This window comes from Aliarcobacter trophiarum LMG 25534 (assembly GCF_003355515.1).
In the GTDB taxonomy this organism is placed as follows: Bacteria; Campylobacterota; Campylobacteria; order Campylobacterales; family Arcobacteraceae; genus Aliarcobacter; species Aliarcobacter trophiarum.
This window is the reverse complement of sequence record NZ_CP031367.1, coordinates 1,772,725-1,795,627: the sequence shown is the minus strand read 5'-3', so window position 1 is coordinate 1,795,627 and position 22,903 is coordinate 1,772,725. Positions and strand designations below refer to the sequence as shown.

Genomic DNA, 22,903 nt, shown 5'->3' with positions numbered 1-22,903 from the left:
GTTGGAAGATTCATTAAATAGAAAATATATTATTAGTATTAAAACCGGTAATGAGATTAGTAAGCCCAAAATTGGGGCTACTAAAAGCTTAATATTTTTTATTTCCAGTTTCCTTTTGTTGCTATTTCAACAGCTTTTCTTGTATATTTTCCAACTTCATTTAAAGGTATAGTATCCTCTTTAAATTCTCCCCAAGAAGCAACAATTCCAGCAGGTTTTACTTTTGGATTTACAGGATATTCGTAGTTTCCTTGAGCTAACTCTCCTTGTGCTTGTTCACTTGTTAAAAACTCAATTAGTTTTATTGCATTCTCTTTATTTGGAGCAAATTTTGTAATAGCAGCACCTGAAATATTTATATGAGCACCTGTAGTTTTTTGTGCAGGGAAAAATACTTTTACCTCTTTTGCTATTGCTTCATCAACTTTATCTCCACTATTTGCCATAACTCCTAAATAATAAGAGTTAACAATGGCAATATCAGCTTCACCTGAAGCAACTGCTCTTATTTGGTCTTTATCTGCACCTTTTGGAGCTCTTGCAAAGTTATTTACCAAACCTTTTACAAACTCTAGTGATTTCTCTTCACCATTATGAGCAATAATAGAAGCAAGAAGCGATTTATTATAAGCATTTGTAGAAGTTCTAGTTATTACTTTTCCTTTAAATTCTGGTTTTGTAAGTGAAAAATAATCATCTAATTTTGCAGGATCTATAGTTTTTGGATTATAAACAAAAAGTCTAGCTCTTTTTGTTATTGCAAACCAGTTTCCATCTTCATCTCTTAGGTGAGCTGGTATATTCTCTTCTAATATTTTTGAATTTATACCTTGAAGTAAATCTCTCTCTTTGGCCTCATATAAATTTCCAATATCAGCAGTAATAAGTATATCAGCTGGGCTATTTGAACCTTCAATAGATAGCCTTGAAACAAGCTCTTCAGCTTTTGCAGTTATAAGGTTTATCTTTATACCAGATGTCTCTTCAAACTTTTTGAATAAAGCTTTATCTGAGTCGTAATGTCTTTGTGAATATACATTTACTTCACCATTTGCAAATAATATATTTGTAAATAGTAGTGAGCAAAGAGCTAATTTTTTAATCATCTTAGTATCCTTTAATTTTATTTTATAAACAAGTTCTATTTTAAGATGGAATATTATAATTATTAAACTTTAATATTTCTTAATATTAAGAATGATTATCAAAAGTATGAGATTTTTATAAATATAAATAACTATAAAATATAAACAATACAAGAAAATATGAATAAAAATAATATTTATAAATAAAAATATTATAAAAATCACCCTATTGGATGAAGTGTTTGTTATTTTATTTTGATATAGTAAGGAAATTTATTATTATATTGGAGATGATTATGGCAAATTCGGCAAAAATACAATCAATTACAAAAGGGCAATTTTTCATAAAGGATTCTCCAGGAAACTTAGTTGAATTAAAAGTTGGTGATATTGTATCTTTAAATGATACAATAGTCGCTGCAAGCTCAAATACAGATGCATCAAAAATGGAGATATTTTTTGATACAAATGAACTAATAATACTAAGCCAAGGTGAACAACTTTTAGATACAACTTTAATAGCAAGCACTTTTGAAAATGAAGAGTTAGCATTTGATAAAAATGGCTTAGATGAAGCTCTAAGTGCTTGGAAAAATACACAAAATGATGAAACAAATATGGAAACTGCAGCAGGTGATGTGGCTGAGCAAATAACAAATGCTGGAGATGAACAGTCTAAAGATGGTGGAGCTTTAAGAAGTAAGTTTAATTCAAGAGATGGTGATGCAATAGATATAATAAGTGATTTAAGGGAATTATCTTGGACGGGCGAAACAGAAGAAATAAATGAAGATACTGAGAATATGCTTTTGGAACAATCATCTTCAATTGTCTATACTATTATTGATGGACTAGAAGTTGTAAATGAAGGAAATGGCGCAAATTATATAGTAAAGTTAGTGGATGCAGAAGGAAATCCAGTGATAGCAACTCAAGATACAATCATATACATAAAATATACAAATAAAACAACTTCAAATGATGATACAGAATTTGATAATGAAGAAATTATTACAGTTATAATTCCAAAGGGAAGTTTATCTATTGAGTTTAAAGTAAAAACGAATAAAGATAATTTAATAGAAGATGATGAAGTTTATAATTTAGAAATTGAAAGGGTAGATGATAAAGGGCAATTTTGTAAAGTTCAAATTGGGGATAAAGATGGGGAAAGAAAAGATATAGATACAATAATTAGAATTGTAGATAAAGATGTAAATATCATAGATTTAAGTTATAAAGCTGATGCTCAATTTGTAAATGGTTCATTTATTTTAGCAAAGGATATGAATATAAACTTCGATAATATTGGTAAATTAGGATTTGAAAATATTGATAAAATAGATTTAAGTGCTAATGGTAAAAATGAGCTTCTGAATATCACTTTGCAAGATATATTAGATATGGGTAAAAATAATGATGGAAATATTAATCTTACAATCCTTGGAGATAGTCAAGATAAAGTCAGCTTCGCTGATAGTTCACAATGGCAAAAAACCGAAACGACAATTATTGAAAATGGTAAAACATTTATAGAGTGGTCAAATACTCTTGATAGTACGGTTACTCTTAAAATTGAACAACAACTCTCGGATGGAATTACAAACTAATATCTTCTTTAAGCTGGGACTTAAGTCCTAGCTTTTAAAGCTAACAACTTTTAATCATATTAAACAATATTCTAATTACAATTAGATATAATTTAAAACTTTTTATACTATAAAAATAGTATAAAATATATAAATAACTAGCCATAAATTATGATAAAATTATTTAAAATAGCATAATAGATTTTGAAGGGAATAAAAATAGATGATTTTAATGATTGATAATTATTAAAATCGTTAAATCCACAAAACTACATAATACTGTAAAACCCCATAATTAAGCACTTTGTAAAGCTTTTCCAAATATAATAAAATCTATAAAAATGTACAAAAATGGCTTAAAATATAAAGAAAGGGTAGCTATAGGGTAGCACGATTTATGTCAAAAAGAATCAAATCAAAAAAGTATGTAGGCGTTTATTATCGGGACTTAGCTAATAATGATAGAGTATTTGAATTTACCTATAAAGATATAAATGGAGTGAAAAAATGGGTAAAAGTTGGATTGGCTTCACATAATATTAACGAAGCATATGCAAATAGAAAGAGAATTGAGACTATTAGTAAAATAAAATTAGATGGAGATGAGCCTGATTTTATAAAGAAAAGAAAAGCAGTTAAAAAGCTTATATTAAATACTGTAGCTGTTGAGTATTTTAAAGATTATGAAACACGCTCTAAGCCAAACATATTCAAAGAGTCACTTTTTAAATATCAAAATAAAATAGAGCCATATTTTGGTAATAAAGCTATAGATGAAATAAATAAAGAGTCCATAGATAAATGGTTAAATGTTTTTAAAGGTGAATATAAACAGGCTTCTATAAATAGTTATCATGCAACATTTAAGGCTATAATTAACTTTGGTATTAAAGAGTTTAAAGAGTTAGAAAATATTGCTAATCCTCTTAGCAAAATATCTATAAAAGATCCACAAAATGAAAGAGAAAGGGTTTTATCTACAAATGAAATAAAACATCTCTTTGATTGTTTAATTCATAAGCCAAAAGCATATTTATATGTTTGTGTTGCTCTTGGTACAGGAGCTAGACCACAAGCAATAATCACCACACAAAAAAAAGATTTAGATATTCCTAATAGAACATTAACATTTCCAGCTCTTAAAAAAGGGAAAAGATATCCAGTTCCACTTATAGAGTCTTTATTTCAGAAACTAATAGAAGCAACAAAAGATTTAAAACCAGATGACTATATTTTTCATCCTGATAATCCAAAAACTGACACAACTAGACCAATTACTTATGAAGGAATGAAAGGTCAAATACAACCACTTCTTGATGATTTGTTTAATAGAGGATTTGATAGAAATGATAGAAAACATCGAGTAACATTTTATACATTTAGGCATACATTTGCAACGCATTTAGTAAAAAATTCAAATGTAAATATTTTAGATGTTAAAAAACTTATGAGTCATAGTAGACTTCAAATGACAGAAAGATACACAAAAGTTGAGCTACATAAAGGTACTCAAGATGCATTAAATAATTTATACTCATGATGTTAATTATTTAAAATAAAAGTTATTAATAAAAGAGTTTTAAAGATATAATGTTTTTTACATTTAGAAGAGAGGATTTTAATTTGAATAAATTTGAAAAAATTGCAATTGATTATTTAAACAAAAATAAGAATGCTTTTTTACAGGAATATACAACAAATATAAATCCTATTGATGAAAAAATTGCCATTTTTACTGCTGGTATGAGTGGGGTTGGCAAAACCGAATTAAGTATTTTCTTTAAAGAGACAAATCCAAATTTTTTACATATCGATACAGATAATATAAGAGATTTTTTTAAACCTGTTGGGTATGATGGACAAAATTCAGATTTATTCCAAAAAGCTTCAAGCCGAGGATTCAATGAACTTTTTAATTACTCTTTAAAGCAGGGCTTTTCAATAATTTTAGATTCAAATTTATCTAATGTTGATTTGGCTATTCAAAATATTGAAAGATTATTAAAAAGAGACTATAATGTTGATATATATTATATTTATAACGATCCAAAAGTTTGCTTTGAATATGCAACCAGACGAGAAGTTGTAACGCATAGGAAAGTTCCAAAGGATGTATTTATAAGAAGTAATATTAACTCTTACAATACGGTTTTGGAGTTAAAATCAATATTTAAAGAGAGTATAAATTTACATTTTATAGACAAGGAAAATGATTCTTTTTATAAAAATGTTGATGATGCTTTTATTATAAATAAAATCGGAGAAAAATTTTGAAATTAGATAATAATTTTATGAAAAATGCACTAAATAGAATAAATGAATTGCAACAAGAAATAATTAATAAATCTAAAAATATAGCTGGTGCTGAAGAGTTTGTAAAACAAAAAATGGCTCTTTATGAAGAAGATGAAAAAATTAGACAAATGGCTAAAAATATTCAGCTACAAGAAAAAATAATTACAGAAAAATTTTTTAATAAATAAAAGGATAATTGGAAAATCCAATTATCCTTTTACTTTTATATTTTTTATACTCACATAATTTTATCTTCTACAAATTTAATATCATAAATTCAGCTATTGCATCTACAGGAAAAACTATTCTTGGTTTTTGAGTTTTATCAGCATTAAATAAGAGTTTCATTACAATTGTGGCTAACTTTATAATTGAAAATGTTTATAGGAAAAAAATGCAAGCAAGAGTAATTCCATCCGCTACAAAAGATACATTAATTGTTCCAAAGCTTAGAAAAGGGATTGATAGTAAATTAGTATTTAAGAGAATACATAATCCTGCATTCTTTGAAGTAGAAATAATTTATGCAGATAAATCTTTAGGCACATATCAAACAACAAATTTTAATGAGATTATTTTGATTTTTTTTCAAAAATTATCAAAAATAAATAATGGTGCAATAGAAGGGGTTCAAGAAAAACTTGATAATTTAGAAAAAAAATATCATATGGATAAAAAATTTATAGATCAGCAACTTTCAAATGCTGAATATTTTCAAAATAAAGAGCTATTAAAAGAACAAATCAATCAAAATTATATATCTTATCCTATTGAATACACTAATGAAGAAGTGAAGAATATTATAGGTTTAACAGAAAAACAAAATATTATCAAATTTACTTGTGATAAATATGATTTACGCTTAAAAGACTTAGCAGATGCCATAGGTATGAAAGAAACTAGTTTAAGAGCTTTTGCATCAAACAATAAAATTAGTAAGCAAGTTGAAACAGCTATTGAACTTTATACTGAAAATATTGAATTAAAAAAGGAAATAGAAATATTGAAAAGCAATAAAAATACTTAATTAAATATTATTTGTTAATATTATTATATAGTTAAACAAAATTTAAGTTTTAATGAACTAAAATTCTTTTTATAAAGCTATAAAACTATTTGTAGTGAATAAAAGGATATAAAATGTTTTTAGATGAAAGAAATGAACTTAAAGATAAAAAATACTACACAGATTATCTTCTTAATAAATATGGAAGACTTGGAATCTCACGCCAAGAAACTGCTGATGAGATAGGAATTAGCTTATCTTTCTTAGATAAACTTTTAAAAGAAGGAATAGGGCTTCCAAATTACAGAAAAATTGGTAAATCTAAAAAACCAAGGATAGTTTTTCCTATAGATTCTGTAGCTTCTTTCATGATGAATAATTTTAATTAATATGGTTAGTGTATTATGAGTAATATACTTAAAAACAATATATTCGATGCAGAAGATGAGTTTATTGACAACTATACTACAGAAAATCAAGGAGTAAAAGAAGCTTTATCAAATTTATTAGATGAATTAACTCCTTTAAATGCTGAGCAATGGTCAAAGATTTTTGAGTTGATAAATTCAAATTCACTCGGAGGAAAGATTAATGTTAAAGAGGCTTATGTTGTAACATTTTCAAAAATGCTACTAGGATATGCAATAAAAATTAATTATATGTTTGCTCAAGATAAAAAAGAGTTTTATATTTTTAATGCCCAATATTGGATAAAAATAAATTCAGCTTTGTTAATTAATTTTCTTAAAGCAGCAGCAAAGAAAGTAGGAATTCCACAATATATAGCTTCAAGTGTAACATTTATTAATAAATTACTCAAGCAATTTATTCAAGATGCTTATTTTGAAGAACTTGTATTAAAAGATTCTACATGTATCAACTTACAAAATGGGATTCTAAATATTAGTAAAAATGGTGTACAACTTGAAGAACATCATCCAAAGTATTTTCTTAAATATATACTTAATTTTGAATATATTGAAAATGCTAATAATGATAATTTTATAAAATTACTTAATACTATTATCTCTTCTGCTGAAATTCAAAAAACTCTACAACAAGTAATCTCAAAAATTTTAGTAAAGAATTTTAACGATGATAAAAAAATTTGTTTATATGGACTAAACAAAATTCAGTCAACTTCTTTTATCAATATATTTAAAGAAGTGATACCTCAAGATTTAATTTCAAATTATTTTAATAATGAAAATGCAAAGTTAGAAGATTTATTTATTGATTATGAAAATATATCAAAAGATACAAAATCTTTAGAAAAAATCATATTTGTAAATTGTCAAATTACATTTGATGATGAAAATTATATTACTATAATTGAAAACTATAAATTTGAAATTTTTAATTGGCTATTTGAAGGTGCTAAAGAAATTATAAAAACTAAAAAAATATATATATCAAAAGAGTGTGAAGATTTTAAAGATAGATTTAATTTTGTTAATTTGTTTGTAAAAGAAACAAATCTTATAAAAACTGAAAATAATTCAAAATCTATAGTTACTACTTATGAAAATATTCTAAAACAATATGAATTATTTTGTGAATTACATGATGAAGAACCATTAGGTAGAGGATATTTTAATAGAGAATTAAAAGCATTAGGTTTTGAAGCAACAAGAAGAGGAACAGGTAACGTTTGGTTTGCAAAATTTGCATGAACATTTAATAAAAACTACATTCTACTAAAGCCTTATTTAAAGGCTTTAGTAGAATGTAGTTTTTCAATAAAATTTAATATATAGAGGAAGAAAGATGTCATATATTATTAACACTAAACAAAATCAAGATGGTAGTTTTAGTCCTACAACTATAGAAAATCCAAATGAACTTGAACAATTGGTTAATCATGGAAGCCGATTAATTGGAGTTTTACAAGTAATTGAAAATGAAGTTGTAAATTCAACAAATCGATTAAATCAAGCTGTAAGAACTAATGAAAATGTAATACAAAGATATTGGAATACAGAAAATGATAGACAATGGATTTATCATAATGAAGTTAATAAATATAATGATTTAATGTCTAAACAAAACAATTTACTAGAAAAAATCAACTATCCTGAAATTAAATTATGGCGATTCAAGAATTTATTGTATTTTCGTACCAATAGTGGACAACTTATTATAGATAATCATATTGAAATACAAAAAGAGCTTTCAAGTAGATATGGTGCTGATGTAAATATAGTAAATGATATAAACGATGTTTTAAGAAATAACAATCAATATAGAGTAAATACAATTTTCGTAGCAATAAACAACATTATTATTGTTGAAGAAGAGGTATTTGATAATAATCAATCATTTGAGATTTTTAATACTTATAATGGTGTTTGGAAAAGAAATTTATTAGCATTTACAAGATTTAACAAAAAAAGGATTCCTAGATGAGTAACAATAAGAACTGGTCAAATACAAGGTCAATTATGCAACGCATAATTGAAAATCCATCTTATAATGCTAAAGAAAGCATATCCCAATGGATTGGCAATATTGGTACAAATAAAGACACAATGCTTTTATTAGTGGGTAATAAATCAGTATCGGAAGATTTTGTAGTAAATAAAACAATTCAAGCACTATTTGATACAGGTATTTTTGCACATATAACAGCTGAATCTCTATCCAAACAAAGTTTAGCAGAAATAGTAAATGGAAAATTGTTTCTTTATATAAATCATATACCAAAGGGTGAAGAGGAACAACAAAAATTAAAAGAACTGATAATTTCTGTTGTAATTCACAAAGCAATTAAAAGTGATGGCTATAAAATACCTACACAAGCTAAAATAATAGTTACAATTGATGAAGCACATGAATTTTTTAGAGATTTTTTGGAATTATGTACTACATTATTTATCGATTCAAAAGAAAATATTTTATCAAAATTCAAAGTTAATAGCACTACACCTTTATATCAAGCTATTGAGTCCTCGTTGGATCATTATTCAGATGAAATTAGAGTTATGGAAAAAGAACAATTAGATATTAGAGTAAATGAAAATCAAAGATATATTGACTTACTTAGTGAAAGAAATGTAGCTGAAAATGAAGTAAGTTCTAATAATTTACCAATTTTAGATCCATATAGTAATGATTTTGAGAAATATTTCCCAATAGGGGAATTTCATACCTATCTAACGGGATTAACTCGTATAGGAAAAAGTTTTCTTCTTCTCTCATTAATTATGAAGCATATACATAGAAACGATTGTAGTATAATTGGAATGACCCCAAGTTAGTAGACACTTTTTTAATCAGTTAACACCTTTGGTTGAGTAACACTATCATTGTATCTTTTCTCAAATTCATTTGGACTTATAAAATCTAAAAAACTATGTCGTCTTTTTGAGTTATAAAACATTTCTATATATTCAAATATTTTATCTCTAGCTTCTGCTCTTGTATGAAATATAGTTTTTCTAACTAATTCTTTTTTTAATGTCTTAAAAAAACTCTCTGCTACTGCATTATCATAACAATTACCTCTACGGCTCATACTTGGGATAATATTATGATGCTTTAAAAATGTTTGGTATTCATAAGAACTATATTGGCTACCTTGATCTGAATGAAGAATCACTTTATGATTTTTAATTCTGTGAGTTGTTTTTTTCAAAGCTTTAATAATTAAAGATGTTGATTGTCTATGTCCTGTTGCCCAACCAATTATTTTTCTTGAATAAAGATCTATAACTGTAGCTAAATATAACCATCCTTCATAAGTTCTGATATATGTGATATCACTAACCCAAGATTCATTTGGTTTATATGTTAAAAAACATTGTTTTAAATGATTTGGATGTGCTTTATGAATTGAACCAGCCTTATGCTTTGGTTTTCTTTTATAATTTCCTATTCCACAAAGTTTTGCTTCTTTCATTAATCTTGCAACTCTTTTCTTATTTACATGTATATTTGAAGCCTTTAAATCTTTATGAATATTTCTATATCCATATATCCCATTTGACTCTCTATATGCTTTTTTTATCTCTTGTAAAATTTGTTGATTTTCAATCTCTAAATTTGAAATAGGTTGTTTTAACCATTTATAATACCCACTAGGATGAACTTTCAATACAGTACACATTCTTCTGATTGTGTACTGTATTTGATACTCCTTTATAAATGCGTACTTTAATTTGGGTTGTTTGCAAAGTACGCTGCGGCCTTTTTTAAAATATCCCTCTCTTCTGTAACTCTCTTTAATTCTTTTTGCAATCTTTTTATTTCAGCTGTTGTATCTTGAGTTTTTTTTATTTCTACTTCAGCTTCTGGTGATTTGTATTTTTTTATCCAGTTTCTCAAAGAATCATAATGGACACCTAACCTCTCAGCTGTTTCAACAACCCCATATCCATTTTCTATAACTTGTTTTACAGCATCTCTTCTAAACTCTTCACTATATTCTCTTCTTGCCATTTTTAATTCCTTCAATTGTTTACAATTTTCTCTAAATTGTTATTTTAATTAACTGAATAAATTTCTGTCTACTTTTTTGGGGTCATTCCAAATCTTATTTGATATTCATGGCGAACTTGGACAAAAACTTGCAAGGCTTGTGAAAGATAAAGAAAGACTCGTTTATATTAATCCTTTACTAAATGAATCATATTCTCCTACCATTAATCTTTTTGAAATAACTGATAAAAGTGAACAGAATATATCAAAAGTAGCTCAAATTATATTAGGTGTATTTAAAAGTATAAAAATAGATGATACATTTAGTGGTCAGATGGAAGATTTACTACTAAATTGTATCCGTGTTTTACTAAGAAAAGGTGGAGGAAGTTTTTCTGAGCTTTATAGATTTATGAATGATAAGAGAAATGACGATTTAGTTTCATATGCTAAAAATAGTTCAAATCCATTAGAAGAAGAATACTTCAATGATTATTTTTCAGGTGAAACAAATACTAAAAATGCTGTGAGAAGAAGACTTAGTACAATATTAGGTGATCCTCTATTTATGAATCTTATGAACGGTACAAATTCATTGAATTTAGAAAAGGAAATGAATACTAAAGGGAATATTATAATCTTAGATGTTCCAAAAGGTGAGATGAATGAAACTTATGAATATTACATAAGATTTATTTTGGAGTACATATTAGGACTAGTTCTTAATAGGGTGAAAATTCGTAAGGAAGATCGAGTTTTAACACATTTGTTCCTTGATGAATTTCACAACTTTGTGTCTTTAAATAATAACATTAAAACTATATTGACAGAAGTTGGTAAATATAATTTCTTTTTAACAATGGCACATCAGGCAATTTCTCAGATTCCTTATGCAGATTTGAAAGATATTCTTTTGAGTATGACAGAAAGAAAAATTATTGGTAAAAATTCTAATAAAACTCTTGAAGCGATGAATAAAACGCTCAATATGAAATTAGAAGATGTTGAAAAATTAGATAAAGGTGAATTTTATATTTCAGTAGCTAATAATGATATAGTAAAAATCAAAAATACTGATAGATTTTTAGATTCAAGTGAAGAAATATCTAATGAACAATGGGAAGAACATAAACAGTATCAATTAGCCAAATACTATAGACCTATTAAACAAAATATAGCTTCACAACCAACAGAAGAAGAAATTAATGAAATGATAAAACAATTTAAAGCTGATTTAATCTCAAAAAATTTAACTGAAACATCATGTTTATATAAACTTAAAACTTCTGCTCCAGAAAGATTTAAAGAGATTAAAAATGATTTTGAATTTAGAACACCTAAAGACAATGAATGCAAACCAAGAATTAGACAACAAGAAATTAGTACTATTTTTCAATTAGCTTTTGAATTAAATGAATTAATTTCTAACAGAAAATTTATTTCTCAACTTAAAAATGAAAATGTGGCTGACAAGTTTAATCAAATATATTCAGGTACTAGATCTTCTGAATTTACAGATAATGGAAAATCTAATACAGAGAATTATTACTATTTATAATGGTAATTTGACATATTTTAACCTATATTTTGTGTATGTTTTGGCTATATTTCAGAACATACACAAATGTTTTGACACTTTAATAAAAATCCTAAAACACACTCATAATATTTTCACAACAGCCTTAAAGATGGGCTTTATGAAGATTATACATTATCTCTTATTTCTTCTAAAAGCCCATCAAAATAGGCTAAAATATTCAATGTTTTGGAATATAAATGTAGCTTTTTTGATTAAACAATCACCATTAATCCACAGCCAATATGACAAGTAATTCTAATGTAGAAATGTATTTTTTATTTCGAGAAATCAATTTTTTTAATATTTAAACATTCAATTAGATATGCAAACTTGCATCTTAAATAGATTCACATCTTGCTCAAGATTCGAGTAATAATATAAAAAATCGACAATATAAATTATAAATTGGAGTTTAACTCTGTTTCAACTAACCATTCTTTTTGAAGGACTTCTTGATGATAGTTTTGAATTTATTATAGAATTTTAGGAGTTGTCTAATGCTGACGAAAATATTGAATACTACCAAAATAGGATATTTAACTACATTTTCAAAGTAGATAAACCTTAGAATAAAAATTACTACAATCTCTCATTTGCTTTTTTATAAACTTCCTTATCATCTCTTTTTTCAATTGCGATAGTGTAAATTAATAACTCTTCATTTTCAATTTCATAAACAACCTAATTTTTTTCAATCACATATCATAAGGTTAGACAAGCAAAGGAAATAATCCTAGCTTGTAAATAAAATACCCTTTAGGAGAAAAGATGAGAAAAATAAAAAACAGTTCAAGAGATTTAATCTCTTACTTTCCCACAACAATTAATCAAAAACTAATTGATGGATATAGAGTTAAACTATTTGCAAAAATCAAAGATAGTTTGGATAAGAAAAAACAATCTTTACAAAAAGAGCAAATAGAGTTTAAAGAGTTGTTAAAAGATTTAAAACCTTTTAACAATAGTTCATATTCACCATATATAGGAGCATAAGATGTCATTTCTAAGTACATTAGCAACAACTTTAGAAGTAGCAACAACAGTTGTAACAGTATTAAAAAATAGTGAAGATAAATTCTAAAAAGGATTTATCTTTAAATATGTTCGTATAGTAAAAATAGTTATACAAATCCACAAAATTAAAAAGAAAAATCAAAAAGGAAAAAATCATGTCAGTAAACCAAATAAATAAAACAGTTAAACCACTAAGCAATGATGAGCTATTTAAAGTAGCTCCATCAATTTTTAGCGAAAGTCCAATAGAAACAGTTAGCGATAAATATGCCTTTGTTCCAACATTTAAACTACTTGATACTTTTAGAGATGCAGGTTACTATCCAATAATGGCAAGTGAGAGTAAAGTAAGAGATGAAGAGAATCAAGGTTATCAAAAACATATTATTCAGTTTAGAAGCTTAGAAAATTTACTTCGACCAAATGCAAAAGATGAATATGAAGATATAGTTTTAACAAACTCTCATAATAGAACATCTAGCTTTATTGTTGATTTAGCAATATTTAGAATTGTGTGTTCAAATATGCTTGTAGTTCCAAGTAAAAGCTTTGTTCACGCTTCAATCGTTCATGTAGGATTTACACAAGAGAAAGTAAAAAATGCAATCGCTGAAGTAACATCATATATGCGAAAGATAAAAGAAATAGTTGCTACTTTTAAATCTATTTCTTTAACAAAGGCAGAAGAACAGATGTTAGCAAATGCAGCAATAGATATTAGATTTGATACAAACAGACACTATATCAAAGCTGATGAACTTTTAAAAGTAAACTATGAAGAGGATAATGTACCAACACTTTGGAGTGCATATAATCGTATTCAAGAAGCAATGATAAGAGGTGGTGTTAAGATGAAAAATCTAATTACAAATAAAACTTTTACCTCAAAAGCTATAAATGGTATTGATGCAACTATTAAATTTAATAAAGAGCTGTTTGAAGCAGTTGAACAAGTTGCACTTTTAAAATCAAATCATAATTTAGCAGCATAAGGAGAAAACAATGAAATTAGTAAACTATAAACTTCAAACACAAATGGAAAATCTAAATGAGTCTAGTACAAATACACACTTCAAAGAGTATTTAAAATCTATCTTAGAAGATTCAAATACACCATACTTCCAAAAAGCTGATTATATAGGATTATCTTTGCAAGATATAGCTTCAAAGATTGAACATATTGGAACAAATGTAAGAGAATTACAAAACTATAAAAAGAAACTACAAACTGCACTAACTCTAGCTAAAGAGTTAGTTGCAGATGTTTTTATTCAAAATGGTGTTGATAGAGTAGATGGGAACTTCATATCTTCACTTACTTTACAAGCTGAATCAACAACTTCAAAATCAGATGTTGTAATACTAAATGAGAATAAAGTAATGGGATTAGGTTATGTAAAGTTCACTCCTGATATTGAAGCAATAAAAATAGCACTTGAAACACCAAAAGGTAAAAAAGAGCTTGAAGGTCTTGTATCAGTTATTACAGAAACAACAACTATAAAACCAAAGGTAAAAGTAAACTCTAAAAAAGCTATCAATAATACAAACAATACTCAAAAACCAATAACACTAGAGTTAGTAACAAATGATGATACTAATTTAGAGAATGTTGCTTAATAAAGCCAATAGTAAAAATCTTTATAAAAAGGAGATAAAACAATGTTTGATAAAAAGCAATTAGAGATATTAAATCAAGAACTTGATAGTTCAAGAATTAAAACAAGAGATAAGGGAAATATTTCCCTATCTTACATAGAAGGTCATGATGTAATTGAAACTGCAAATAAAATATTTGGATTTGGTAACTGGTCTTATTCTATCTCAAAACTAGAACATGTTAGCCAAGAGCAAAATCAAAACCAAAATCAAGTTATTTGCTATAAGGCAATAGTTCAAGTATTAGTTCATAGTGAAAATCATACACAAGAGTTAAGCCGTGAAGATGTAGGATTTGGTACAGGAGTTGCAAAAACACAAGCAGATGCACACGAAGGAGCTGCAAAAGAAGCAGTAACAGATGCACTTAAACGAGCTATGCGAAGCTTTGGTAACCAATTTGGAAACTCTCTTTATGATAAAACAAAAAATCATCAAGCTAATAATGAATCAAAACCAACAACAAACTATAGACAATCTTCACCAACACCAACAGTTACAAATGTAACTACTAATCATAATAGAAACATTAAACAAAGCTATGACCCATACGAGTATGAATCACTATTTAAAATAGGTCTTGATGTAGTAGAGCAAAATGGATTTTTAATTGTAAGTGGTGATGATATATTTGCTAAGAAAGATAGTATCAAAGCTTGTGGTTTTAGATGGGATGGGAAAACAAAAACTTGGTACAAACAGCTTGAAGAAGGAGCTGCATAATGAGTAGCTTACTTACAAATGAGCAATTACAATCAATTCCAGAGCTATATGCTTCTACAATACTAAAAGACCCAATATGCAAATTTAAAATATTTCTACCAAATTCAAACTGGACTTGGTACATTATAGAGATTGATAAATCAGACTATAACACTTGTTATGGTTTAGTAGATGGCTTTGAGCAAGAGCTTGGATATTTTAGTCTAAGTGAACTTGAAACAATAAGTCATAGTTATGGACTAAAAGCTGAACTTGATAGTAGTTTTAAAGCTACAAGATTATCAAAAATTAAAGGATAGATTGTGAAAGAGTTTACATTTATCACAACTGTAAAAATTGCTAAAAATGTAGCAGAACTATATCCGAATTATAAAATAAATTGTTTTACTCCAAAATCACTAGCAAAAAGATTTGCTAGTGGTAATAGTGAAAAAAACAGTTTAAAAGAGTTTGGATTTGAATATAAAACAAAGGAGCTTAAAAATGTTGGCATGGGATTACTACATAATTAAAGAGAGTAAAAATAGATTCAAGGACTGGACTAAAGCTGGACTTGAACATTTACGAAAACATTATAAAAATCTACAAGATGAGAAAGAGAGGAAAAGAGTCAAAAAAATTTTAGATGATTTGAATAAGAGAGATTAATCCAAGCCTTAAATGGTTTGGGTTACATCTTAATATTTTTTCTTTTTTTTATTTATACAAACTTTGTATACATATTATTGAATAAGATAAAAATATCTTATAAAACTAAAACAAAGGATTGCAAATGCAAAAAGAAGAACTATCATCAGAAGATTTTGAACATATAGAAGATTATCTTGATTATATGCAATGTATGGAACGAAATAGAGAAGATGAAATCCATATTATTCCATTTGAACCAAGTAATGAATATTGTGCTTGTCAAAGTGTTAAAGGTGCAATGTATTGTCACTATTGCGAACCAGATAATAATGAAGAGAATCAATTTATATTTTCACCTTGTCATGATCCAAAGTATGATATTTGTGAACATTGCTACATACCAGATTAAATATATATTAAGTGATAGAAATACATAACACTGTATATTTTTTAAATTTAAAACTCTAAAGTTTCTTTATAGTTTACAAATTTAGTATACAAGGATTCGGGATAATTTAATATAGGTATTATAAATATTTAATAATATTTATAATTATATAAATAACTAATATTAAAGATATCAAAGATAACTGTATGTACATTAAGTACAGAACTAATTAAAGAAATAAAATACAAAAAGAAAGTAAGGATTAAAGATGAAGAAAGACCAAAAGTATAACAAAAGAAAAAATAGTATGGAAGCATACATAGATGCTCTAGTTGAGAACAACTCTAAAATTTGTACAATAAGAATAGATTTAGGTTATGGAACACCATATGCAAATAAAGTGACTCTCGATGATATGAACAAAGACATAAACAATCTACTTAACAATAGAAGAAGTAAAAAAACTCTATTTGAAAATAACATAGGCTATATAATAAAAAAGGAACATGGTGAGAATGGTAAAGGAGTACATGGACATGCATATTTATTTTACGATGGAAATAAAGTTCAAAAAGAAGTATATATAGCTAAACAAATAGGAGAGTACTGGAATAATAATATTACAAAAGGAAAAGGAGTTTACTATAACTGTAATGCAAAAGACTATAAGAACCGTGGAATTGGAATGTTAGATTATAAAGATGAAGAGAAAATAAAGATATTAAAAGAAAATGCAATATCTTATCTACTTAAAACAGATGATCAATCTATAGATGATATTAAAACTAACTCAAAAGATAGAGCAATAGTAAGAGGAACTATGCCAAAACCTAAAAGTAAAGCTGGAAGACCTAGAAAAATCAATTGAATTAGATATTAAAAATCTAGATTTTTAATATCCTCTTGGGCTCTTTTTGTTGAGTCTTTGTAGCTTTCAAGCAGATCTATAAGTGTATATAAAAACTTTTCAGAAGCATATGGAAGAATCTGTAATATGTAGTTATATAGATGATAGTTTGTGTCATTTTGTAGTTTTTGATTGTTTAGTTTTTCTTCAAATTTGAAGTAGTTTTCTAAAAGTTTTTGCTCTTCTTGGCTTGGATTTTCTAAAATATTTTGTAAAATTTTCACTCTATCTTTTTTGTTATCTTCAAATAACTCAGAAATACCAACATCTAAAACTTTTGCGATATATGGTAATAGCTCAGCTTTTATCTCTCTGCTACCATTTAGATAGCCATAAATTGTAGATGCACTAGGAACTTCTCTAGTTGATTTTAAAATAGGCTCTAAAGCAATTAACTTTTCTGCAAAAAATTTTTTACTCATTCCTTTTTCTTTTAAAAAAAGATTGATTTTATACGATAAGTCCAAATTGCACTCCAATATTATTCAAAATGAATAATATTAATTTGTTTATAAACTCTTTTTGGGCAAAATTCAACCCATTTTGAGTAAATATCTTTAGGGGAATATTTTTTGCAATCTATTTTAAAACTACTTCGACCGCATCAATATATTAAAAATCTATTTGTATTTGCACCACTATTTTTTACATTTTCATTTAATTTTGAGCAAATTGTAGATTGTATTGTAGTATTTATACTATTTTCATTTTTAGCAAGTAGTATCTATATTTTAAATGATTATATGGATATTGAAGAAGACAGACAACATCCAAAAAAGAAGTTTAGACCAATTGCAAGTGGAGAAGTTAGCAAAAATAGTGCAAAAATACTATTTTTTGTCTTATCAATTCCATCTTTAGTCGCTTCATATTTTATAAATATTGATTTATTTGTAGTTCTTGTAATCTATTTTATTTTGAATATTGCTTATTCTTTTGGATTAAAGCATATAACTATTGTTGATATTTTTATTATAGCTTCTGGATTTGTTTTAAGACTTTTTGCAGGAGCAAGTGTGATTGATAATCAGCTTTCAATGTGGATTATAATTATGACTTTTTTACTAGCACTATTTTTGGCAGTTGCAAAAAGAAGAGATGATGTGCTTCTTGCATTTGAAGGCAAAGAGATAAGAAAAAATATAGATGGCTACAACTTAGAGTTTGTAAATGCTGTGATGGTTTTCATGGCTGGAGTTATTGTAGTGGCTTATGTGCTTTATACAGTTTCAGATGATGTAATACACAGATTAAATAGTAGCAATCTATATATTACAGCATTTTTTGTGATACTTGGAGTTATGAGATATATGCAGATAACTTTTGTAGAGGGAAATAGCGGAAACCCTACAAAAGTAGTTTTAAAAGATAGATTTTTGCAAATAACTATTCTATTTTGGTTGGCTAGTTTTTTTTTGATAGTGAGAATATAATGCTTTTAGTTTTAAAATACTCTTTCTTTGCACTAATTGCAACTATTATAAATTTATTTACTCAATTTATAAGTTTGGCTATATATTCACAAGATTTTAGTCTATATATTGCCATGTTTTTTGGAACACTCACAGGACTTATTGCAAAGTATATCTTAGATAAAAAATATATTTTTTATTATGTGGTAAAAGACAAGAAAGAAGATAGTCAAAAGTTTATTTTATACTCAATAATGGGAGTTTTTACAACTCTTATTTTTTGGGGATTTGAAATTGGGTTTGATTATATATTTGATAGTGAGATTGCCAAATATATTGGTGCAATTATAGGTCTTAGCATTGGTTATATAGTTAAATATTTTTTAGATAAAAAATTTGTGTTTAAGGATTAAAATGAATAAAGTTATGTTAATTTACCCTCCAAGTAAATTGTATCAAAGAGGAGAAGATAGATCGCAAGGTAATGTTGAAGATTCTACTGCAACTTCTGTTCGGGCTTGTAATGATTTGGGTTATGCTGCATCAATGTTGCAGAAAAATCAATATGCAGTATTTTTAAAAGATTATCAGACAGAAGATAAATCATTTATTGATTTAGAAAATGATTTTAAAGCATTTGCACCAGATGTTATATTTATGAGTATAACAAATGCTACGATTCATAAAGACATTCAAGTATGTGAAAAATTAAAGTTGATATATAAAAAACTGATTATCATTTTAAAAGGTTCGATATTTTTTGATGCTGAAGATGAAATGTTAAACCAAATAAAATTAGATAACATAGATTATCTAATTGGAGGAGAAAGTGATTTTATTATTGCAAGACTATTAAATTCAATTTTTATAAATGATAATAAAATAGAAAACATAAATGGAATTTTATATAAAAAAGATAATAAATGGACAAAAACAAAATTTAATGAGTGGGATACAGACTTAGATTCTTTAGAATTTCCAAATAGAACATTAATGAATAATGAGCTATATTTAAGACCTGATACTCAAGAACCACAAGCCACAATAACTACTTCAAGAGGTTGTGCTGCGGCTTGTACTTACTGCTTAACTCCAAAAATTTCTGGTACTAAAGTAAGACTACGAAGTCCGAAAAATATTTTTGAAGAGTTAAAAGATTGTTATATTAATCATAATATAAAAAACTTTTTTTTCAAGTCTGATACTTTTACAATGAATAAAGATTGGGTTGTAGAGCTTTGTGAATATATAATTAATTCCGAATTATATGGAAAAATTGAATGGGTTGCTAATTCAAGAGTCAATCCTTTAGAGAAATATACACTTGAAATTATGAAAAAAGCTGGTTGCTGGCTAGTTGCATTTGGTTTTGAATCAGGAAATGAAGAAACTATGAAGAGAATAAAAAAAGGAGCTAAAGTTGCTGACAATTTAATTGCAGCAAAATATGCAAAAGAAGTTGGGCTTAAAATATATGGATTTTATCTTATTGGATTACCTTGGGAAACAAAGCAACACATTCAAGATACAATAGATTTAATGTTTAAAGTTGATGCTGATTTTGTCGAATTACATATTGCAACACCATATTATGGAACAAAATTATATAATGAAGCAAAAGCAGATGGTTTAATAAATCATACTGTATTGGGAAAAGATTATTTCAATGCCCCAACAATTGGTACTAAACATCTTTCTATAAATGAAGTTGAAAAAATTAAAAAAAATGCTATTTTAAAATATCATTTTCGTCCAACCTACATTCTAAAAAAATTAAAAGATTGTTTTAATAATCCAAAAATTTTAAAAAATTATTTTAAATTTGGTTTAAAATTATTGAGAAAAAATTTAACAAAATGAGTTATGTATTAATAATAGGTGCTAAAAGCGATATAGCAAAAGAGGTTGCAAGAGTTTATGCAAAAAATGGCTACAACCTATATTTAGCTTCAAGACAGAGTGAAGATTTAAAAGATTTGGCAAATGATATAAAAATAAGGTCAAATGTTGAAGTGGTTTTAAAAGAGTTTGATATAGCAAAGTTTGAGACACATAGTGATTTTTATAATTCACTAGAGCCAAAACCTTTGGGTGTGATAGTAGCTGCTGGTTATATGGCTGAACAAAAAGAGTGTGAGAATGATTTTACTAAAACATTAAATACTATAAATGTAAATTTTACAGGAGCTGTTAGTATTTTAAATATCGTCTCAAATGATATGGAGAAAAGTAAAAATGGCTTTATAGTAGGAGTTAGTTCAGTTGCTGGAGATAGAGGAAGAAAAGCTAATTATATTTATGGCTCTTCTAAAGCGGCTTTTAGTGCGTATTTAAGTGGTCTTAGAAATAGACTATTTGAAAGCAAAGTTCAAGTTCTGACTATAAAACCTGGATTTGTAGCTACAAAAATGACACAAGACCTAGACCTACCAGAGAAACTAACAGCACAGCCAGAAGATATGGCAAATGATATTTATAATGCTCAAAAAAAAGAAAAAGATATTTTATATACTAAAGGTATATGGAGGTTGATTATGCTTATAATTAAACATATACCAGAGGTGGTGTTTAAGAGGATGAGTGTATAATGATTGATACTATAAAAAATCAATTATTAAAAATAAATAATTATACAACATCTTTAATATTATTGATTTCTATTTATATTTATGGGGTACTCACATTTAGCGGTAGATATATGGATGATGCTTATATAACTTATAGATTTGCGAAAAATACTGCAGAAGGTTATCTATTTGCTTGGAATATTGGAGAAATGCCTATTGAAGGATTTTCAAATCCTTTATGGACAATAATTACTTCAATTTTTCATGTTTTAGGATTACTCCCTATCGAGAACTCTACATATTACTTTGCCACAATAATCATTGGATTTGTATTAATACATTTATATCACTATGCAACAAAAACTTTAAATATTAACTCATTACTAGTTGTATTCTTTATATCATTTTTTATACTTGGAGATTACTTTTGGCATAGTATGTTCAATGGTCTTGAAACATTTTTACAAATGGCGATACTCTACTTTTGTGTATATTATTTAACTAAACCATTAAATAAAAGAAATGCATGGATAATGTCTATATTATTAATGCTATTGATTTTAAATAGATTTGAAGGATTTTTATATGCCATTGTTGTAGCTGTAAGTTATACAGTAATACATTTCAAAAATGGAAACTACTCCAAATATATAAAATGGTTACCATTAATTACTTTTGTAATAACATTATTTTCTGTATTTTTATTTAGATATTTATATTTTGGAGAGTTAACTCCATTAAGTGTTGAAGCAAAATCTAGTGGAAAAATAAAAGATTTAGAATCTATATGGATATTATTACAAAATAAAACTGGTTGGACATATGTAATTAACTTTTTTACAACAACTAATTTAATTGCATTAGTACCTGTATTTATTTTAGTATTTTTTCTCAAACTAAAGAAGGAACTTCTTTTTGTTGTAATCCCTGTTATCTTTCTCTTTGGTGGTTCTTGTTTAATAGCTATTCAAAATGGTGGAGACTGGATGCCTGGATTTAGGATGCTTACTCCATTTGCACCAATTCTTTTATTAATATTTTTTATGATTTTCTCAAGGCTAAAAATTAACTATACTGTATCTATCCTACAAAAAGCTCTCTTCTTCTCTTTGATAGCAATATCAACATATTTTGGATTGTTTTCTACTTCTGATAAGCATAGATTTTATTTTGACAGATCTTATTACTATAGTTCTGCAAAAGAAGTTGCACAATACTGGAATTCTATGTTGACTTCAAATGAAGTTTATGTTACCGCTGTAGCTGGTGCTTTACCTTATGGTGCTAACTCACTAATAATTAAAGATTTCCATGGTTTAGTCAATCCATGTGTTGGAAGAGATGAAAATTTACGGGGAAATGCTTTTGGAAAAAGAAAATGGTCATGTATGTTTGCTGATAATTATATTATTCAATATGTTAATACATCTGGTTTTGCTAAAGAATTTGATAGACATTCGAAAAAAAATAAAGTTAAGTTTGATGTAGTTGTAAAAAATAATAATTTTGTTTTTTCAAAAGGTGGTTCAGTCACATTTATTCGTCAAAGTAATATAAAATCATTACAGATTAAAGACCCCTCATTAAAAATTATTTCTTTTGATGAGTATAGAAAATTACATAAATTTTAGGA

The 22,903-nt window shown here is 26.6% G+C and carries 27 protein-coding genes; 24 read left to right on the top strand and 3 right to left on the bottom strand.

Annotated elements, in window-relative coordinates; genetic code table 11:
* Positions 1-98 precede the first annotated feature (98 nt).
* Positions 99-1,106, bottom strand: a complete 1,008-nt coding sequence (locus ATR_RS09230) for a Fe(3+) ABC transporter substrate-binding protein (RefSeq protein ID WP_115429164.1) — start codon at positions 1,104-1,106, stop codon at positions 99-101.
* Between the two features lie 275 nt (positions 1,107-1,381).
* Between ATR_RS09230 and ATR_RS09225 the strand changes: the two genes are divergently transcribed.
* From ATR_RS09225 to ATR_RS09185, 9 genes are all read left to right on the top strand, one after another.
* Positions 1,382-2,695: a hypothetical protein gene (locus ATR_RS09225; RefSeq protein ID WP_115429163.1), complete on the top strand. Its 1,314-nt coding sequence runs from the start codon at positions 1,382-1,384 to the stop codon at positions 2,693-2,695.
* A gap of 376 nt (positions 2,696-3,071) precedes the next feature.
* Entirely contained in the window at positions 3,072-4,214 is a 1,143-nt protein-coding gene (locus ATR_RS09220) for a site-specific integrase (protein WP_115429161.1), read from the top strand.
* Between the two features lie 83 nt (positions 4,215-4,297).
* Positions 4,298-4,948, top strand: a complete 651-nt coding sequence (locus ATR_RS09215; protein ID WP_164966911.1) for a zeta toxin family protein — start codon at positions 4,298-4,300, stop codon at positions 4,946-4,948.
* Positions 4,945-5,157: a hypothetical protein gene (locus ATR_RS09210; protein WP_115429157.1), complete on the top strand. Its 213-nt coding sequence runs from the start codon at positions 4,945-4,947 to the stop codon at positions 5,155-5,157. Before ATR_RS09215 ends, ATR_RS09210 begins: the two co-directional genes overlap by 4 nt.
* Before the next feature lie 206 nt (positions 5,158-5,363).
* Complete coding sequence (locus ATR_RS09205) at positions 5,364-5,996, top strand: hypothetical protein (RefSeq protein WP_115429155.1); 633 nt, start codon at positions 5,364-5,366, stop codon at positions 5,994-5,996.
* A gap of 113 nt (positions 5,997-6,109) precedes the next feature.
* Positions 6,110-6,364, top strand: coding sequence for a hypothetical protein (locus ATR_RS09200; protein WP_115429153.1), 255 nt, complete (start codon positions 6,110-6,112; stop codon positions 6,362-6,364).
* A 15-nt stretch (positions 6,365-6,379) separates the two neighbouring features.
* The gene (locus ATR_RS09195; protein ID WP_115429151.1) at positions 6,380-7,648 is read left to right on the top strand and encodes a DNA primase family protein; all 1,269 of its coding nucleotides are present in this window, start codon (positions 6,380-6,382) and stop codon (positions 7,646-7,648) included.
* A 94-nt stretch (positions 7,649-7,742) separates the two neighbouring features.
* Positions 7,743-8,381: a hypothetical protein gene (locus tag ATR_RS09190; RefSeq protein ID WP_115429149.1), complete on the top strand. Its 639-nt coding sequence runs from the start codon at positions 7,743-7,745 to the stop codon at positions 8,379-8,381.
* Between the two features lie 35 nt (positions 8,382-8,416).
* Positions 8,417-9,232 (top strand): hypothetical protein, encoded by an 816-nt coding sequence (locus ATR_RS09185; protein ID WP_152031133.1) that lies wholly within the window; start codon positions 8,417-8,419, stop codon positions 9,230-9,232.
* Between the two features lie 11 nt (positions 9,233-9,243).
* Here the strand turns inward: ATR_RS09185 and ATR_RS09180 are convergent.
* Positions 9,244-10,412 (bottom strand): IS3 family transposase gene (locus ATR_RS09180; RefSeq protein WP_115427524.1). Its coding sequence is split into 2 segments (ribosomal slippage): positions 9,244-10,160 and positions 10,160-10,412, totalling 1,170 coding nucleotides; the frame shifts between segments, so codons are not numbered across the junction.
* 139 nt (positions 10,413-10,551) lie between these two features.
* Between ATR_RS09180 and ATR_RS09175 the strand changes: the two genes are divergently transcribed.
* From ATR_RS09175 to ATR_RS09135, 10 genes are all read left to right on the top strand, one after another.
* Positions 10,552-11,949, top strand: coding sequence for a TraM recognition domain-containing protein (locus tag ATR_RS09175; RefSeq protein ID WP_235657211.1), 1,398 nt, complete (start codon positions 10,552-10,554; stop codon positions 11,947-11,949).
* A 789-nt stretch (positions 11,950-12,738) separates the two neighbouring features.
* A complete protein-coding gene (locus tag ATR_RS09170; RefSeq protein WP_115429144.1) occupies positions 12,739-12,963 on the top strand; it encodes a hypothetical protein in 225 nt (74 codons plus the stop codon).
* Between the two features lie 176 nt (positions 12,964-13,139).
* Positions 13,140-13,976, top strand: coding sequence for a DUF932 domain-containing protein (locus tag ATR_RS09165; RefSeq protein WP_228254227.1), 837 nt, complete (start codon positions 13,140-13,142; stop codon positions 13,974-13,976).
* 10 nt (positions 13,977-13,986) lie between these two features.
* The gene (locus ATR_RS09160; protein WP_115429142.1) at positions 13,987-14,604 is read left to right on the top strand and encodes a siphovirus Gp157 family protein; all 618 of its coding nucleotides are present in this window, start codon (positions 13,987-13,989) and stop codon (positions 14,602-14,604) included.
* A 42-nt stretch (positions 14,605-14,646) separates the two neighbouring features.
* Complete coding sequence (locus ATR_RS09155) at positions 14,647-15,366, top strand: Rad52/Rad22 family DNA repair protein (RefSeq protein ID WP_115429140.1); 720 nt, start codon at positions 14,647-14,649, stop codon at positions 15,364-15,366.
* Positions 15,366-15,665, top strand: coding sequence for a DUF2958 domain-containing protein (locus ATR_RS09150; RefSeq protein ID WP_115429138.1), 300 nt, complete (start codon positions 15,366-15,368; stop codon positions 15,663-15,665). Before ATR_RS09155 ends, ATR_RS09150 begins: the two co-directional genes overlap by 1 nt.
* A gap of 3 nt (positions 15,666-15,668) precedes the next feature.
* Entirely contained in the window at positions 15,669-15,878 is a 210-nt protein-coding gene (locus tag ATR_RS09145) for a hypothetical protein (protein WP_050071012.1), read from the top strand.
* The gene (locus ATR_RS09890) at positions 15,850-16,014 is read left to right on the top strand and encodes a hypothetical protein (RefSeq protein ID WP_164966914.1); all 165 of its coding nucleotides are present in this window, start codon (positions 15,850-15,852) and stop codon (positions 16,012-16,014) included. The genes ATR_RS09145 and ATR_RS09890 overlap by 29 nt, the downstream gene beginning before the upstream one ends.
* Before the next feature lie 124 nt (positions 16,015-16,138).
* Entirely contained in the window at positions 16,139-16,405 is a 267-nt protein-coding gene (locus ATR_RS09140) for a hypothetical protein (RefSeq protein ID WP_115429136.1), read from the top strand.
* Between the two features lie 247 nt (positions 16,406-16,652).
* On the top strand, positions 16,653-17,252 hold the full coding sequence (locus ATR_RS09135) for a YagK/YfjJ domain-containing protein (RefSeq protein WP_115429134.1): 600 nt from the start codon (positions 16,653-16,655) through the stop codon (positions 17,250-17,252).
* 8 nt (positions 17,253-17,260) lie between these two features.
* Here the strand turns inward: ATR_RS09135 and ATR_RS09130 are convergent, their stop codons facing one another.
* Entirely contained in the window at positions 17,261-17,713 is a 453-nt protein-coding gene (locus ATR_RS09130; protein WP_128997264.1) for a helix-turn-helix domain-containing protein, read from the bottom strand.
* Positions 17,714-17,863: 150 nt separating this feature from the next.
* Here ATR_RS09130 and ATR_RS09125 point away from each other — a divergent pair, with 150 nt between their 5' ends.
* The 5 genes from ATR_RS09125 to ATR_RS09110 are packed head-to-tail and all read left to right on the top strand — an operon-like array spanning position 17,864 to position 22,901.
* Positions 17,864-18,724 (top strand): decaprenyl-phosphate phosphoribosyltransferase, encoded by an 861-nt coding sequence (locus ATR_RS09125; protein WP_115429131.1) that lies wholly within the window; start codon positions 17,864-17,866, stop codon positions 18,722-18,724.
* Positions 18,724-19,116 (top strand): GtrA family protein, encoded by a 393-nt coding sequence (locus tag ATR_RS09120; protein WP_115429129.1) that lies wholly within the window; start codon positions 18,724-18,726, stop codon positions 19,114-19,116. The genes ATR_RS09125 and ATR_RS09120 overlap by 1 nt, the downstream gene beginning before the upstream one ends.
* Position 19,117: 1 nt before the next feature.
* A complete protein-coding gene (locus ATR_RS09115; RefSeq protein WP_179948457.1) occupies positions 19,118-20,563 on the top strand; it encodes a B12-binding domain-containing radical SAM protein in 1,446 nt (481 codons plus the stop codon).
* Positions 20,560-21,291: an SDR family oxidoreductase gene (locus ATR_RS09905; protein ID WP_179948456.1), complete on the top strand. Its 732-nt coding sequence runs from the start codon at positions 20,560-20,562 to the stop codon at positions 21,289-21,291. The genes ATR_RS09115 and ATR_RS09905 overlap by 4 nt, the downstream gene beginning before the upstream one ends.
* The gene (locus ATR_RS09110; protein WP_115429127.1) at positions 21,291-22,901 is read left to right on the top strand and encodes a hypothetical protein; all 1,611 of its coding nucleotides are present in this window, start codon (positions 21,291-21,293) and stop codon (positions 22,899-22,901) included. Before ATR_RS09905 ends, ATR_RS09110 begins: the two co-directional genes overlap by 1 nt.
* Positions 22,902-22,903: the final 2 nt, after the last annotated feature.